This window comes from Oceanobacter kriegii DSM 6294, assembly GCF_000422845.1.
GTDB classification, from domain to species: Bacteria; Pseudomonadota; Gammaproteobacteria; order Pseudomonadales; family Oceanobacteraceae; genus Oceanobacter; species Oceanobacter kriegii.
In genome coordinates this window covers 171929-185483 of record NZ_KE383932.1, presented here as the reverse complement: position 1 = coordinate 185483, position 13555 = coordinate 171929, and the positions used below count along the sequence as shown (strand labels likewise).

Annotated in this window: 15 protein-coding genes and 1 tRNA gene; 13 read left to right on the top strand and 3 right to left on the bottom strand. The window is 54.4% G+C overall.

The genetic code is table 11. The features are described from left to right. Nucleotides 1-3: 3 nt before the first annotated feature. From G516_RS0117400 to G516_RS24795, 7 genes are all read left to right on the top strand, one after another. Nucleotides 4-78, top strand: a tRNA-Gln gene (locus G516_RS0117400). Between the two features lie 46 nt (nucleotides 79-124). Then, nucleotides 125-1066 (top strand): ribose-phosphate pyrophosphokinase, encoded by a 942-nt coding sequence (locus tag G516_RS0117395; RefSeq protein ID WP_028294723.1) that lies wholly within the window; start codon nucleotides 125-127, stop codon nucleotides 1064-1066. 110 nt (nucleotides 1067-1176) lie between these two features. Beyond that, a complete protein-coding gene (locus G516_RS0117390) occupies nucleotides 1177-1794 on the top strand; it encodes a 50S ribosomal protein L25/general stress protein Ctc (RefSeq protein ID WP_028294722.1) in 618 nt (205 codons plus the stop codon). A 260-nt stretch (nucleotides 1795-2054) separates the two neighbouring features. Further along, a complete protein-coding gene (gene pth / locus G516_RS0117385; protein ID WP_028294721.1) occupies nucleotides 2055-2642 on the top strand; it encodes an aminoacyl-tRNA hydrolase in 588 nt (195 codons plus the stop codon). A gap of 42 nt (nucleotides 2643-2684) precedes the next feature. Continuing rightward, nucleotides 2685-3776, top strand: coding sequence for a redox-regulated ATPase YchF (gene ychF, locus G516_RS0117380; protein WP_028294720.1), 1092 nt, complete (start codon nucleotides 2685-2687; stop codon nucleotides 3774-3776). A 541-nt stretch (nucleotides 3777-4317) separates the two neighbouring features. Further along, nucleotides 4318-4887 (top strand): TetR/AcrR family transcriptional regulator, encoded by a 570-nt coding sequence (locus G516_RS0117375; protein WP_028294719.1) that lies wholly within the window; start codon nucleotides 4318-4320, stop codon nucleotides 4885-4887. Nucleotides 4888-4912: 25 nt separating this feature from the next. Beyond that, nucleotides 4913-5119, top strand: a complete 207-nt coding sequence (locus G516_RS24795) for a hypothetical protein (protein WP_028294718.1) — start codon at nucleotides 4913-4915, stop codon at nucleotides 5117-5119. Nucleotides 5120-5153: 34 nt separating this feature from the next. Here the strand turns inward: G516_RS24795 and G516_RS0117365 are convergent, their stop codons facing one another. Beyond that, the gene (locus G516_RS0117365) at nucleotides 5154-5756 is read right to left on the bottom strand and encodes a hypothetical protein (RefSeq protein ID WP_028294717.1); all 603 of its coding nucleotides are present in this window, start codon (nucleotides 5754-5756) and stop codon (nucleotides 5154-5156) included. A gap of 345 nt (nucleotides 5757-6101) precedes the next feature. Here G516_RS0117365 and miaB point away from each other — a divergent pair, with 345 nt between their 5' ends. Genes miaB through G516_RS0117335 form a run of 6 tightly spaced genes read left to right on the top strand, consistent with a single transcriptional unit; the run spans nucleotide 6102 to nucleotide 11818 of the window. Continuing rightward, complete coding sequence (miaB, locus tag G516_RS0117360) at nucleotides 6102-7463, top strand: tRNA (N6-isopentenyl adenosine(37)-C2)-methylthiotransferase MiaB (protein WP_028294716.1); 1362 nt, start codon at nucleotides 6102-6104, stop codon at nucleotides 7461-7463. Between the two features lie 39 nt (nucleotides 7464-7502). Continuing rightward, nucleotides 7503-8606 (top strand): PhoH family protein, encoded by a 1104-nt coding sequence (locus tag G516_RS0117355; protein ID WP_036537246.1) that lies wholly within the window; start codon nucleotides 7503-7505, stop codon nucleotides 8604-8606. Next, on the top strand, nucleotides 8606-9082 hold the full coding sequence (gene ybeY, locus G516_RS0117350) for an rRNA maturation RNase YbeY (protein WP_211225141.1): 477 nt from the start codon (nucleotides 8606-8608) through the stop codon (nucleotides 9080-9082). The genes G516_RS0117355 and ybeY overlap by 1 nt, the downstream gene beginning before the upstream one ends. Continuing rightward, entirely contained in the window at nucleotides 9079-9909 is an 831-nt protein-coding gene (locus G516_RS0117345) for an HlyC/CorC family transporter (RefSeq protein WP_028294713.1), read from the top strand. Before ybeY ends, G516_RS0117345 begins: the two co-directional genes overlap by 4 nt. A gap of 32 nt (nucleotides 9910-9941) precedes the next feature. After that, a complete protein-coding gene (gene lnt, locus G516_RS23130; protein ID WP_051219562.1) occupies nucleotides 9942-11477 on the top strand; it encodes an apolipoprotein N-acyltransferase in 1536 nt (511 codons plus the stop codon). Continuing rightward, the gene (locus G516_RS0117335) at nucleotides 11477-11818 is read left to right on the top strand and encodes a DUF6164 family protein (protein WP_028294712.1); all 342 of its coding nucleotides are present in this window, start codon (nucleotides 11477-11479) and stop codon (nucleotides 11816-11818) included. Before lnt ends, G516_RS0117335 begins: the two co-directional genes overlap by 1 nt. 94 nt (nucleotides 11819-11912) lie before the next feature. On the opposite strand, the gene mutT is transcribed toward G516_RS0117335, so the two are convergent. Both mutT and argJ read right to left on the bottom strand, forming a co-directional pair. Continuing rightward, nucleotides 11913-12332 carry an 8-oxo-dGTP diphosphatase MutT gene (gene mutT, locus G516_RS0117330; RefSeq protein ID WP_036537243.1) on the bottom strand — a complete coding sequence of 140 codons (420 nt, stop codon included), beginning with the start codon at nucleotides 12330-12332 and terminating at the stop codon, nucleotides 11913-11915. Next, the gene (argJ, locus tag G516_RS0117325) at nucleotides 12332-13549 is read right to left on the bottom strand and encodes a bifunctional glutamate N-acetyltransferase/amino-acid acetyltransferase ArgJ (protein ID WP_028294710.1); all 1218 of its coding nucleotides are present in this window, start codon (nucleotides 13547-13549) and stop codon (nucleotides 12332-12334) included. Before argJ ends, mutT begins: the two co-directional genes overlap by 1 nt. Nucleotides 13550-13555: the final 6 nt, after the last annotated feature.

Below are 13555 nucleotides of genomic sequence, written 5' to 3'. Positions count from 1 at the left end.
TGTTGGGGTGTCGCCAAGTGGTAAGGCAACGGGTTTTGATCCCGTCATTCGCAGGTTCGAGTCCTGCCACCTCAGCCAACTCTTTTCTTCCCATCGCTGACTAACCGTATCAAAGGGGACTTTCGTGTCTAAATTGATGGTATTTACCGGTAATGCTAACCCGGAACTGGCCCGTCTGCTGGCTGAACGTCTGGACATTCCCCTGGGTAACGCCCAAGTAGGCAAATTCAGCGATGGTGAAATCACCATCGAGATCGACGAAAACGTTCGTGGTAAAGACGTTTTCATCATCCAGCCAACCTGCGCTCCGACCAACGACAACCTGATGGAACTGATCCTGATGGCTGACGGCCTGCGTCGCGCATCTGCTGGCCGTATCACCGCCGTGGTTCCTTACTTCGGTTACGCCCGTCAGGACCGTCGTCCTCGTTCTGCCCGTGTGCCTATTTCTGCACGCGCTGTTGCTGACATGATGGCTGGTGCTGGTATCGACCGTCTGCTGACCGTTGACCTGCACGCTGACCAGATCCAGGGCTTCTTCGACATCCCGGTTGATAACGTATACGGCTCCCCGGTTCTGCTGGACGACCTCGAGCGTCAAAACTACGAAAATCTGATTGTGGTATCCCCGGACATCGGCGGTGTAGTACGTGCTCGTGCTATTGCCAAACAGATGGGTGTGGATCTGGCGATCATCGACAAGCGTCGTCCTAAAGCCAACGTTGCTGAAGTTATGAACATCATCGGTGACGTAAAAGGTCGTACTTGTGTACTGGTTGACGACATGGTCGATACCGCTGGCACCCTGTGCCACGCAGCCAAGGCACTGAAAGAATTCGGTGCAGAAAAAGTTGTCGCCTACTGTACACATCCTGTACTATCCGGCCCCGCTGTTGAACGCCTGAGCAATACTGAGCTGGACGAGCTGGTTGTTACCGACACCATTCCTCTGTCCGAAGCTGCTCGCGCTACCGGCACCATCCGTCAGCTGACCATTGCCGGTCTGTTGGCTGAAGCCGTACGCCGCGTTAACAACGAAGAATCCATCAGCGCCATGTTCCGTTAATCTCCGGATTAACAACAGGCACTGACGCTGCTTGAACAACAGGCAGCACAAGCCGCCCGGGCTGGTCGCAAGCCCCGGCGGTTTTTTCTATCAATAATGAGGTATTTATAATGTCAGATTTCACAGTATCTGCAGTTGTTCGTGAAGATCAGGGTAAGGGTGCGAGCCGCCGCCTGCGTCACAACAACGGCGTTCCAGCTATCGTTTACGGTGGCGAAGCTGCGCCAGTAGCCATCACTCTGAAGGCTAACGAACTGAAAAAACTGCTGGAAAACGAAGCGTTCTACAGCAGCGTTATCACTCTGGACATCGAAGGCAAAACTGAAACTGCAATCCTGAAAGATCTGCAGCGTCACCCAGCCAAAGACATGGTATGGCACGCCGACTTCCTGCGTGTAACTGCTGATTCCAAGATCAAGGCTACCGTTCCTCTGCACTTCATCAACGAAGAAAGCTGCGTAGGCGTTAAAGTTGGCGGCGGTAAAATCGCTCACCAGCTGACCAGCCTGGACATCGTGACCACTGCTGAAAACCTGCCAGAATTCATCGAAGTTGATCTGGCTGCCGTTGAAGTTGGCACCGTTATCCACCTGACTGACCTGAAACTGCCAGAAGGCGTTGAGTCCCTGGCTCTGTCTCACGGCGCAGAACACGACACTGCTGTTGTTTCCGTTCTGGCTCAGAAAGGCGGTAGCGAAGAAGAAGCTGAAGAAGAAGCTGGCGAATAATTTCGCCCGCTTGCTGAAAGCATCGGAAAGCGGAGTGGCTTCATCTGGCGTGCCAGATGCGGTTACTCCGCTTTTTTTTTAGTGGCTCTGCTGCTTTAGTGTTTCTGCTTCTTAGTAGCTTTGCTTTCAGCACCTTCACTTACAGTCAGCGCCTTCACTTATAAATAGACGCCCCACTCCGATCACCTCCTGAACAGGGTTCGGTAGCAGGCGGATTCAAAACGCCACAACGACAACATCGCCAACGCAAAGAGGTCTGCATGACTCAGCATATCCAACTCATTGTGGGACTCGGCAACCCTGGCTCCGAGTACGAAAACACTCGCCACAATGCCGGTTTCTGGCTGATTGACGAACTGGCACGCATTCATGGCATTCGCCTGAGTGCCGACAAAAAATATCACGGCTTGGCCGGTAAAGGCCGAATCGACGGGCATGAAGTCTGGCTACTGAAGCCATCCACCTTCATGAACAAAAGCGGCCAATCGGTTGCAGCACTGGCTAACTTTTTCAAGCTGAAACCGGAAAACATCCTCGTCGCACACGACGAACTGGATATGCCACCAGGCGTCGCCCGCTTCAAGAAAGGTGGCGGCCACGGCGGCCAAAATGGCCTGCGGGACATCATTGCCCAGCTTGGCAACAACAAGGATTTTCATCGTCTGCGCATCGGCATTGGTCACCCTGGCGACAAGTCCCGGGTTACCGGTCATGTGCTTGGACGTGCGCCAATTGCCGAGCAACAAGCAATCACAGCGGCCATCGACGAAGCCTGCCGGGTGATTCCATTTGCTCTCGCCGGCGACATGGCAAAAGCCATGAATCGACTTCATACATTTAAAGGGTAAAATACCCGCTTTCCATTTTCTGATCTGATACAGGACTCTCTCATGGGCTTTAAATGCGGCATCGTTGGTCTGCCCAACGTCGGTAAATCCACTCTGTTCAACGCACTGACCAAAGCGGGCATCGACGCAGAGAACTTCCCATTCTGTACCATCGAACCAAACTCCGGCATGGTATCCATGCCAGACAGCCGTCTGAACGAGCTGGCCGAAATCGTCAAACCGGAAAAAGTGGTGCCAACCACCATGGAGTTTGTTGATATCGCCGGTCTGGTTGAAGGCGCCTCCCGCGGCGAAGGTCTGGGCAACCAGTTCTTGGCCAACATTCGTGAAACCGACGCCATTGCCCACGTTGTACGCTGCTTCGAAGACCCGAACGTTATCCACGTGGCCAACCGCGTATCTCCAGCCGATGACATCGACATCATCAACACCGAGCTGGTACTGGCCGACATGGAATCCTGCGAAAAGCAGCTGCAACGTGTAACCCGTACCGCCAAAGGTGGCGACAAAACCGCCATTGCCCAGAAAGCCCTGCTGGAAAAACTGATTCCTCACTTCGAGGACGGTAAAACCGCGCGCATGCTGGACATGAACGATGACGAGCAAAAACTGGCTCGCACCTTCCATCTGCTGACCACCAAGCCAACCATGTACATTGCCAACGTGGCGGAAGACGGCTTCGAGAACAACCCACACCTGGATGTGGTACGCGAGATTGCTGAATCCGAAGGCGCTGTGGTTGTGGTTGTGTGCAACAAGATCGAAGCCGAAGTTGCCGAGCTGGAAGACGACGAGAAAATGGAATTCCTGGAAGAGCTGGGTATGGAAGAGCCAGGCCTGGATCGTGTTATCCGCGCCGGTTACACCCTGCTAGGGCTGCAAACCTACTTCACCGCTGGCGTAAAGGAAGTGCGTGCCTGGACCACCAAGATTGGCGCAACCGCTCCTCGCGCAGCTGCCGCTATTCACACCGATTTCGAGCGCGGCTTCATTCGTGCCGAAGTGGTGGGCTATGACGACTTCATCAGCTACAAGGGTGAATCCGGTGCCAAAGAAGCTGGTAAATGGCGTCTGGAAGGCAAGGAATACATCGTTAAAGATGGCGACGTGATCCACTTCCGCTTCAACGTTTAATCCTGACCACTGTGGCACTTGCTCTTTGTCGAGCAGGTGCCGCTGGTTTTATTGCCTGAAACCCAGTCAGGTCTGCACTGGTTTTTCCCTCCTCACTTTTCCATTGCCCTCGCTTTTCGCTCAACCCGATCACCCAATCTCTCTCATCCTGTCCATACAGCTCCCAATCACCCGCCGACCATCCAAGACCGAACCTCCTGCCCAGCACGGATCACTGACGTTACGGAGAGTTGTACTGAATATTCATTCCCTGTCTACGACTAAAAGTTAACAATCTGAAAAATTGAGTCCTGTATCATTCCACCAGGACATAACGAAACGCCGCTCTACTTGTCATAGTGAAAAGCTTTCAGAAAGCATCCCACTAACTATCAACACCATCAAAAGATCACATATAGACCACAAATAGCCATTTTCGTAAGAATATCGTCAATATGACATTTATTCGGAACAATCTGACTATAAAAGCGTATTAATGTCCCATTGATAACCAAGTCTCTGACTGGGAGAATGAACATTCAGTCACAGACCTAACAATAAGATGATCGATAAACGCCAACAAATTCTCGAAGCAACAGCAGAGATGATTAACGAGTACGGCCTCCAGGCCTGTCCCATGTCGAAAATTTCGGCGCGGGCCAAATGTGGAGCCGGAACCATCTACCGTTACTTCGAAACCAAGCAAGATCTGGTAGCGGCGTTATTTGATGATCTGATTGAAACCCTCACCAAGGCATGTGCTGAGGGGTACGACGAGTCCGCTCCACTACGGGTCAGATTCGAGAAGATATGGGGCAACTACTACTGCTTCATTCTGAACAACCCCTGCCAGCGCGGCCTGATGGACCAACTGCTGGCAACGCCTTCGATTCCACAGGAACACAAGGAGGCGTCATTAAGCGAATTGCAAAACCTGATTGGCAAATTGCTTGATGAGGGAAAACAACAGGGAATTTTCAAGGAACTTCCCAACCCGTTATTGAACACAGTTACTTACGGAACCTTGTCGCTGATGGCCAAGAAGCAACAGCAATTTCCAAACAAGTTTCCATGTGGCTCCTGCTCGGTCGACGACGTAATAGGCCTTTGCTGGGATGCAATCAAGCGCTAGGGCGCACTTACCGAGGACCGCAGGAATGAACGTTCTTTCACCAGAAACAGAGGAAAACACCATGCTCTCTACTCAAGAACCAGTCGCTAAGACCAATGTTCAGCCACAACAAGCCAAAGCAGCCAAAAGCCCGAAAGCCGCCGTTGCAGCCAATCGTCAGACCAATTTTTTCAATGCGTTGACTCAGGTTGTTCTGAAACAGAAGCGTAACCGCCTGGCAAACAGCAAGTAATCTTGCTGCTTGCCAGAACCGCGGCTAGCCAGGGTTAGTGGCGAACTTCGTCCTGCCCCAGATCGGAGTCGGCGAAGTGTCCAGGTAGAAGGGAAACGCGCTCAACCGCGCACAGGGTATTTTCAGCACAGACCGTGTGGCCCATCTCGTTCACCAGAGGCTCCAGCAGCACGCAAGTGGCATCGATCGAATCCATGGCAATCACAATTGCCAGAATAAAGCCGTACTGCGTGTGTAGCGATACCAGATCACCAATTTCTGTTTCCTCCCGATAAATATTCAGATCAGCTCCCAGATAATCCTCAAAACGCTTGGGTGCCTTGAAGCGCGCCAGTGCAACCAACTGCACAATGCCTTGCACCACGCCGTCATTGATATCCAGGGTAATGTCTTCGCTCTGATCCACTTCGACGACCCTGTCCAACAGATTCATAAACAGGTCAGAATCTTCATCGGACCAACGCAGGTCGACAGGGGCTTTTAATTCGCGATCGGATTTGAACCGAACTTCCGTTGGAAATTCAGCGGGGGATTCACCAGCGTTGGCTGGCATTAACAGACTAACGGCTTCCAGGCCGTTGTTATCGCTTTCTTGTCCGGCAATACGCCAGAACAATGGCATCATTTCTGCGCTCATGAGGCTACTCCCTGAGTGGGTGGATAATGCGATACCTGTAACGGTTACTGCTTTTCCTCCTCAAATGACCGGCTTTCAACTGAACATAGCAGTACGTGCTGTGAGTGACAAGCATACCAATACAGCCAATTAGAGCGCGGAAAACGGCGGCGGGTTCCCGGCAGCTGGGACTTCAGGGGCTCTGGCGAAGGCGCTGCACGGTGACGCATACAGCGATAGAACAATAATCCAGTGGTTGATAAAACAGCCGCAACAGTGCAATTCAACGCCGCCATCGACTGTACGCTATGCGCACAGTATAATGCCGCCCCTTTTATTTTCGCGATGCCGGAGACGCTAACCTCCATGACCACTGCCACACCTACCCAACCGAAGAAGCTGTTTATCAAGACCCACGGTTGTCAGATGAATGAATACGATTCATCTCGTATGGCGGATATGCTGGAATCCAGCCATGAGATGCAGCTCACCGACAATCCCGAAGAAGCGGACGTAATCCTGCTGAATACCTGCTCCATCCGTGAAAAAGCACAAGAGAAAGTGTTCCACGAGCTGGGCCGCTGGAAGAAACTGAAAGACACCAACCCGAACCTGAAAATCGGTGTCGGTGGCTGCGTCGCCTCCCAGGAAGGCGATGCCATCATCAAACGTGCACCGCACGTTGACATGGTATTTGGCCCGCAAACCCTGCACCGTTTGCCAACCATGGTCGACAAGGCCGCCAACGCCATTCAGATCGTTGACGTGACCTTCCCGGAAATCGAAAAGTTCGACCACCTGCCAGCCCCGAAAGTGGAAGGCAGCACGGCGTTTGTTTCCATCATGGAAGGCTGCTCCAAGTACTGTACCTTCTGCGTGGTGCCTTACACCCGTGGAGAAGAAGTCAGCCGCCCGATGGCCGACGTACTGAAAGAAGTGGAAGCCATCGCCGCCCAGGGGGTTCGCGAGGTCAACCTGCTGGGCCAAAACGTTAACGCCTACCGTGGCGACGTCGACGGTGATGAAGAAGCCGATCTGGCCGAACTGATCACTCAGGTAGCGGACATTGAAGGCATCGACCGCATTCGTTTCACCACCTCTCACCCGGTTGAGTTCAGTGACAGCCTGATCGACGTATACGCCGAAGTGCCGGAACTGGTATCGCACATTCACCTGCCTGTGCAATCCGGCTCCAACCGCATTCTGGCAGCGATGAAGCGCGGCCACGAAATCGATATGTACATCGACAAGATCGAACGCCTGAAGGCCTTACGTCCGGATATCTCGATTTCTTCCGACTTCATCATTGGCTTCCCGGGTGAAACCGAGGAAGACTTTCTCGATACCATGAAGCTGATCGAACGCATTGGTTTCGATACCTCGTTCAGCTTTATTTACAGCGCCCGTCCTGGCACACCCGCATCGGATCTGGAAGACGACACCCCGGAATCGGTGAAAAAAGAGCGTTTGCACATTTTGCAAACCCGCATCACCCAGAACGCGCAGCAAATCAGCCGCCGCATGGTGGGTCGTGAAGAGACCATTCTGGTTACCGGCGTGTCCAGGAAAGACCCGGGTGAACTGCAAGGTCGTACCGAGAACAATCGCGTGGTCAACTTCCGCTATCATGACCACGACCTGATTGGTAAATTCGTTAAAGTGAAGATCGAAGACGCCTACCCGAACAGTTTGCGTGGCATCGTTCTGAATCCTGAGCTGGCGTACTGATTTTTAACGCCACTCATACTTGTCCGACAGGAGCATTGCTTGACTGATTCCGCATCACAAGCCGACAACTCAGTAATCACGCTGGAACTGATTCCGGAAGAAGCGCACAGGCTCTCCAACCTGTGCGGCAACCTGGACAGCCACATCAAGCAGATTGCTGCCCACTTTGACCTCACCATTTACAACCGTGGCGCGCACTTCACCATTGAAGGCGACGCCGACCGTGGTCAGCGCGCCAGCCAGCTGCTGGAACGCCTGTACCTCGAAACCGGTTCCGGCACACCGATCACACCCGACCTGATTCACCTGTTGCTGTCTGAAGACGTGATGAACCAGTCCGATGCCGAAGAATCTGCCGAAGCCGACGACAGCCAGGCCGCCGAACCGGTTGCCAACGAAGTCGCCCGCGAGGATTCCCTGCTGATCAAAACCCCGCAAACCTACGTCAAGGTACGCGGCAAGCATCAGCGCGAATACATTGAGCAGGTGCGCAAGTACGACATCAATTTTGGTATTGGCCCGGCCGGTACCGGTAAGACCTTCCTGGCCGTTGCCACAGCCGTTGAAGCGCTGATGCGCGACGAAGTAAAACGCATCCTGCTGGTACGTCCTGCGGTTGAAGCGGGTGAAAAACTCGGCTTCCTGCCCGGCGACCTGGCCCAGAAGATCGACCCATACCTGCGTCCCCTGTACGACGCCCTCTACGAAATGCTGGGCTTCGAACAGGTTGGCAAGCTGATGGAGCGCAACATCATCGAAGTTGCTCCACTGGCCTACATGCGTGGTCGTACCCTCAGCCACTCGTTTGTGATTCTGGATGAAAGCCAGAACACCACCAAGGAACAGATGAAGATGTTCCTGACCCGTGTCGGCTTTGGTTCTCGTGCGGTGATTACCGGCGACTTGAGTCAGGTCGACTTGCCACGCGGCGTCTACTCTGGCCTGCGTCATGGTCTGGAAGTACTGGAGAACGTCGAAGGCATTGGCATCACTCGCTTCGATAGCCGCGACGTGGTGCGTCACCCGCTGGTTCAGCGCATTGTTGACGCCTACGACCGCCACGACGAAAAAGTCGAACAGGAAAAGAAACAAAAAGCCGACGAAGCCCGTGCCCGCTATAAAGACAGCGAGGAAGACGCCTGATGGAATTGTTTCTGGACCTGCAAATTGCCGAGGAACTGGAAGGCGTTACTGGCCTGCCCTCCGAGCAGCAGTTTGAGCAATGGGCCAACGCCGCACTGTCGGATCGTTCCCCCTTTGACGAACCGGAACTGACCATTCGTCTGTGCGACGAAGCCGAAAGTCAGGAGCTGAATCACGAATACCGCGGCAAGGACAAACCGACAAATGTGTTGTCCTTTCCGTTCGAAGCCCCACCAGAAGTGCCCATTCCGTTGTTGGGCGATCTGGTCATTTGCACCCAGGTGGTAGCACGGGAAGCGGATGAGCAATCCAAAACCGCAGAAGCACACTGGGCGCATATGGTTGTTCACGGATGCTTGCATTTGCTGGGATACGACCATATAAAAGACGACGAAGCTGAAATCATGGAAGACCTGGAAAGGCAAATCCTGGCTCAGCTTGGTTATCCTGATCCTTATCTAGATGAGGCCCCATGAGCGAAGACCGATCGGGTCAGCCCCGAAGTTGGCTGGAAAAGCTGACTGACCTGTTCTCTGACGACCCACAGAGTCGTCAGGATATCAAAATGATCGTGCGCGAAGCTGCCGAACGCAGCATCGTCGACAGCGACACACTCAATATTCTGGAAGGCGCCTTACAGGTGTCTGAAATGCAGGTGCGGGACATCATGGTTCCGCGCTCGCAGGTGGTATCCATCCAGATCGACGAATCCTTGCAGGACTTGCTGCCACGGGTTATCGAATCGGCTCACAGCCGTTTCCCGGTGCTGGATGAAGACGAATCCGAAGTGCTCGGCGTGATGCTGGCCAAGGATTTGCTGCCACTGCTGCTTGAGCAAGGTGCCGAGTTCAACCTGCGCGACCTGCTGCGTCCCACCACCTTTGTACCGGAAAGCAAACGTCTGAACGTGCTGCTGCGCGAGTTCCGTGCCACTCGGAACCACCTGGCGGTGGTTGTCGATGAGTTCGGCGGTATTGCCGGTCTGGTGACCATCGAAGACGTGCTGGAACAAATCGTCGGCGATATCGAGGACGAACACGACTTTGATGAGGAAGAAAGCCTGATCAAGGAAGTGGAAGACAAGATCTATATGGTCAAAGCCCTGACCCCTCTGGACGACTTTAACGAGTTCTTCCAGTCGGAACTGGACAGCGGCGACTTCGACACCATTGGCGGCGTGGTCGTACACCACTTCGGCCGGGTGCCGGAATGCAATGAAAGCATCAGCATCGATAGCTGGCGCTTCAAGGTCGTTAACGGCACCAGCCGTCAAATCAATTTGCTGGAAGTTACTCCGGTCTGACCTTGTCAGTCCCTTCTGCGAGCGCTGAAATCATGAAAGTCTGGATTTCCCGAATTTCGTTGCTGGCAGCAGGGGCTATCTTCCCCCTCGCTCTGGCACCCCTGTACTGGTGGCCGCTGGGGCTTGTCAGTATTGCCGTCTTCTGCCAACTGCTGTGGAAACCGAAAACCTCCCGTCGGGCTTTTGCTCGCGTATGGTGGTATTCCTTCGGTCAGTTCGCAGCCGGTGTCTCCTGGGTGTATGTCAGCATGCACGACTATGGCGGCACCTCGATGCCACTGGCCATTCTGCTGGTCGGTCTGTTTGCTGCCACGCTGGCGCTGGTGCCCGCAGCGGTATTTGCCATCTACCCGCTACTGAAACACCCCAACGGCAAACAGATCATGCCGTGGTTACTGATCCCGGTGTTCTGGTTTCTGTCGGAGTGGGTACGTAGCTGGTTGTTCACCGGTTTCCCATGGTTGTTTGCTGGCGATGCCCATTTGCAAACCTGGCTGGCTGGCTGGGCGCCCGTTATTGGCAGCTACGGTATTTCCATCATTCTGGTGCTTACCGTCAGCGCCCTGATTCAGGCCTTCCGCACCCAGAAACCGGTCTACCTTGCTGCTTTGCTGCTGTGGCCCATGGGGCTGCTGTTACAGCAGCAGTCGTGGACTGAGCCAACAGGCAAGGTCATCGTCAGTGCGGTACAGGGCAATATTAACCAGAACATGAAGTGGAAACCCGAGATGGTCGGTCCCACCATCAACCTCTACTTCAAACAAACCCGCAAGCTGTGGGAAAGCGACCTGATCGTCTGGCCAGAAACCGCCATGACACTGGTGTACGATCGCTTCCTGCCCTACCTGCAAGAACTGAACGAAGAAGCCCGTCACCACGATGCGACGGTGATCACCGGCATTGCCTACCGCTACCCGGTGGACTCCCCACTGGCTGGCGAGTACCACAACAGCGTCATCGCCACGGGTATGGGTCATGGTATGTACCACAAACAGCGGCTGGTGCCGTTTGGTGAGTTTGTGCCGTTTGAAGCCTGGATACGTGGTGCCATTCCCTTTCTGGACCTGGAAATGTCGAGCTTTCTGGCCGGCGATGCCAATCAGCCACTGATTGAATTTGAAGCCAACGGCAAGCTGCATAAGGTGGCCAGCTACATTTGCTACGAAATCGCCTACCCACAGCTGGTCAGCCGCATGGCGCAGCAGTCCGACTTGCTGATCACCATCAGTAACGATGCATGGTTTGGCGATTCCCTTGGGCCCAAGCAACACATGGGACTGGCGCAAATGCGTGCTCTGGAAACCGGCCGTTACCTGTTGCGGGCCACCAACACAGGCATTACCGCACTGGTCGACAATCGTGGCCAAATCGTTGAGCGCGTGCCAACCGGAGTCAAAGGTGCACTGACCGCCCGAGCTGAAACTCGCACCGGCAGTACACCTTATATGCGCGCAGGTTTGATCCCTCATTATCTGTTTGCGCTGGTCGTGCTGGTGATGGCTGCGGGTATGACCATGACCCAACGGCCCAAGCGCAAAAACGATGTCATGGTGGAGCTGGACGACTGATGGCCAAATTGTTGTTTAACCTGCATCAGGTTCCCGAAGAAGAAGCCAATGCGGTGCGCCAGATTCTGGATGACCACCAAATTAGCTGTTACGAAACCAACGCCGGTCGTTGGGGCATTTCTGTGGCGGCTATCTGGCTGGTCAACGAAGACGATTACCCCAAGGCTCGCGCTCTGATTGACGGCATTCAGGCCGAACTGGCGGATCATGAACCCGTCCCCACCCGCTTCGCAGATAAATTCCGCGAACGCCCTGTCGATGTTGTACTGGCAGCCGTCGCCATTGCCATTGTGCTGGGGTTAACCCTGTGGCCGTTTATGACCGCGTTTGAGGGGCTATAGAGCTCCCAAGCGACAACAGCAAACCGAGCGACAACAGCAAACCGAGCCAGCACAAAAAAGGCCAGCAAAGCTGGCCTTCCAAAGGGAATTAGCGTTAGCCCAGCTGTTTCAGCAAGGCGTCTACAATAGCCACGTTGGCTTGGGGGAATTCGTATTCCGCCAATGCTTGCGCACTGACCCACTCCACCGGCTGACCTTCCGCACCGTGCGCGGTTTGCGCTTGCTCAGCATCCAGTCTCACCACCCAGGTATCCAGTCGAACGGACTTGTCCGGGTAATCAAAGCTGATGTCGATCAGCGCTGTCATCTGTTCAACAGCACACACAACGCCCAGCTCTTCCTTCAGCTCTCGTACCAGCGCTTCTGGCGTGGTTTCACCGGCCTCGATCTTGCCACCCGGAAACTCCCACTTGCCACCCTGATGCTTGTCTGACGGCCGTTTGGCAATCAGGATCTGATTGGCATCGTTAAGGATGGCCGCCACGGCGACGGCGACTTGCTTACGCTCAGCCATCAGGAGCGGTAGTCCGCATTGATGGTCACGTATTCGTGAGACAGATCCGAGGTCCAGAGGGTCTCAGCAACCTCACCACGACCCAATGCAATGGTCACAGTGAACTCGGCCTGGGCAAAAATCGCAGCACCGGCTTCTTCGGTGTACGACGCGCAACGGCCACCGTCTTCAACGATTTGTACGTCATCCAGCCAGATCTGAATTTTTTCCAGATCCATGTTCTGTACCCCAGCACGACCAACCGCAGCCAGAATACGGCCCCAGTTGGCGTCAGAAGCGTACATGGCGGTTTTCACCAGCGGTGAATGGGCGACGGTGTAGGCTACGTCCAACGCTTCTTGCTGGGCGGCACATTCCGTCACTTTCACGGTGACGAACTTGGTTGCACCTTCGCCATCACGCACGATGGCCTGCGCCAGTTCCTGAAATGCCAGTTTCAGTTCATCGAACAAGGCGGCGGCATCGGCCGAATTGGCGTCGGTGATTTCAACACTGGACTTGCCAGTCGCAACCAGCATGCAGCAGTCGTTGGTTGAGGTATCACCATCGATGGTGATGCGGTTAAACGAGGCATTGGCCAGACGCTTGCACCAGTCATCAAGGATGGCCTGGTCTACCGCGGCATCCGTGGCAATGAAACCCAACATGGTCGCCATGTCCGGCTTGATCATGCCAGCGCCCTTGGAAATACCCGTGATCACAGCATCGCCCGCAGACAGTGTCAGGCGCTTGGAGTAACCCTTGGGTTGAGTGTCCGTGGTCATGATGCCACGACCGGCACGCGCCCAGTTGTTCTCATCCAGTGCCGCCAGCGCTGCCGGAATGCCACTTTCAAAGGCTGCCATTTTCAGCGGCTCGCCAATTACGCCTGTCGAGAACGGCAAAACTTCCGCCGGGCTGACACCTGCAGCATCCGCCAGCAGTTCACAGCTGCGAACCGCATTGGCGTAACCGGACTTGCCGGTACCTGCGTTGGCGTTACCGGTATTGATCAGGAAATACCGTGGGGCAGCTTGCTGCAAATGCACACGACTGATCTGAACCGGCGCGGCACAGAATGCATTTTTGGTAAACACACCCGCCACTCGGCTACCTTCAGCCAGTTCAAAAATCACCATGTCATCACGGTTGGCGTAACGCACGTGTGCCTGGGTAATCCCCACACGCACGCCCGCCACCGGAATAAAGTCTTCAAATACCGAAAGATTTACGGCCATGTTGTT

Excerpts from the sequence above, each read along its gene's own strand:
- G516_RS0117390 (WP_028294722.1), top strand. The coding sequence starts at position 1,177 with ATGTCAGATTTCACAGTATCTGCAGTTGTTCGTGAAGATCAGGGTAAG.
- pth (WP_028294721.1), top strand. The coding sequence starts at position 2,055 with ATGACTCAGCATATCCAACTCATTGTGGGACTCGGCAACCCTGGCTCC.
- ychF (WP_028294720.1), top strand. The coding sequence starts at position 2,685 with ATGGGCTTTAAATGCGGCATCGTTGGTCTGCCCAACGTCGGTAAATCC.
- G516_RS0117375 (WP_028294719.1), top strand. The coding sequence starts at position 4,318 with ATGATCGATAAACGCCAACAAATTCTCGAAGCAACAGCAGAGATGATT.
- G516_RS24795 (WP_028294718.1), top strand. The coding sequence starts at position 4,913 with ATGAACGTTCTTTCACCAGAAACAGAGGAAAACACCATGCTCTCTACT.
- G516_RS0117365 (WP_028294717.1), bottom strand. The coding sequence starts at position 5,756 with ATGAGCGCAGAAATGATGCCATTGTTCTGGCGTATTGCCGGACAAGAA.
- miaB (WP_028294716.1), top strand. The coding sequence starts at position 6,102 with ATGACCACTGCCACACCTACCCAACCGAAGAAGCTGTTTATCAAGACC.
- ybeY (WP_211225141.1), top strand. The coding sequence starts at position 8,606 with ATGGAATTGTTTCTGGACCTGCAAATTGCCGAGGAACTGGAAGGCGTT.
- G516_RS0117345 (WP_028294713.1), top strand. The coding sequence starts at position 9,079 with ATGAGCGAAGACCGATCGGGTCAGCCCCGAAGTTGGCTGGAAAAGCTG.
- lnt (WP_051219562.1), top strand. The coding sequence starts at position 9,942 with ATGAAAGTCTGGATTTCCCGAATTTCGTTGCTGGCAGCAGGGGCTATC.
- G516_RS0117335 (WP_028294712.1), top strand. The coding sequence starts at position 11,477 with ATGGCCAAATTGTTGTTTAACCTGCATCAGGTTCCCGAAGAAGAAGCC.
- mutT (WP_036537243.1), bottom strand. The coding sequence starts at position 12,332 with ATGGCTGAGCGTAAGCAAGTCGCCGTCGCCGTGGCGGCCATCCTTAAC.
- argJ (WP_028294710.1), bottom strand. The coding sequence starts at position 13,549 with ATGGCCGTAAATCTTTCGGTATTTGAAGACTTTATTCCGGTGGCGGGC.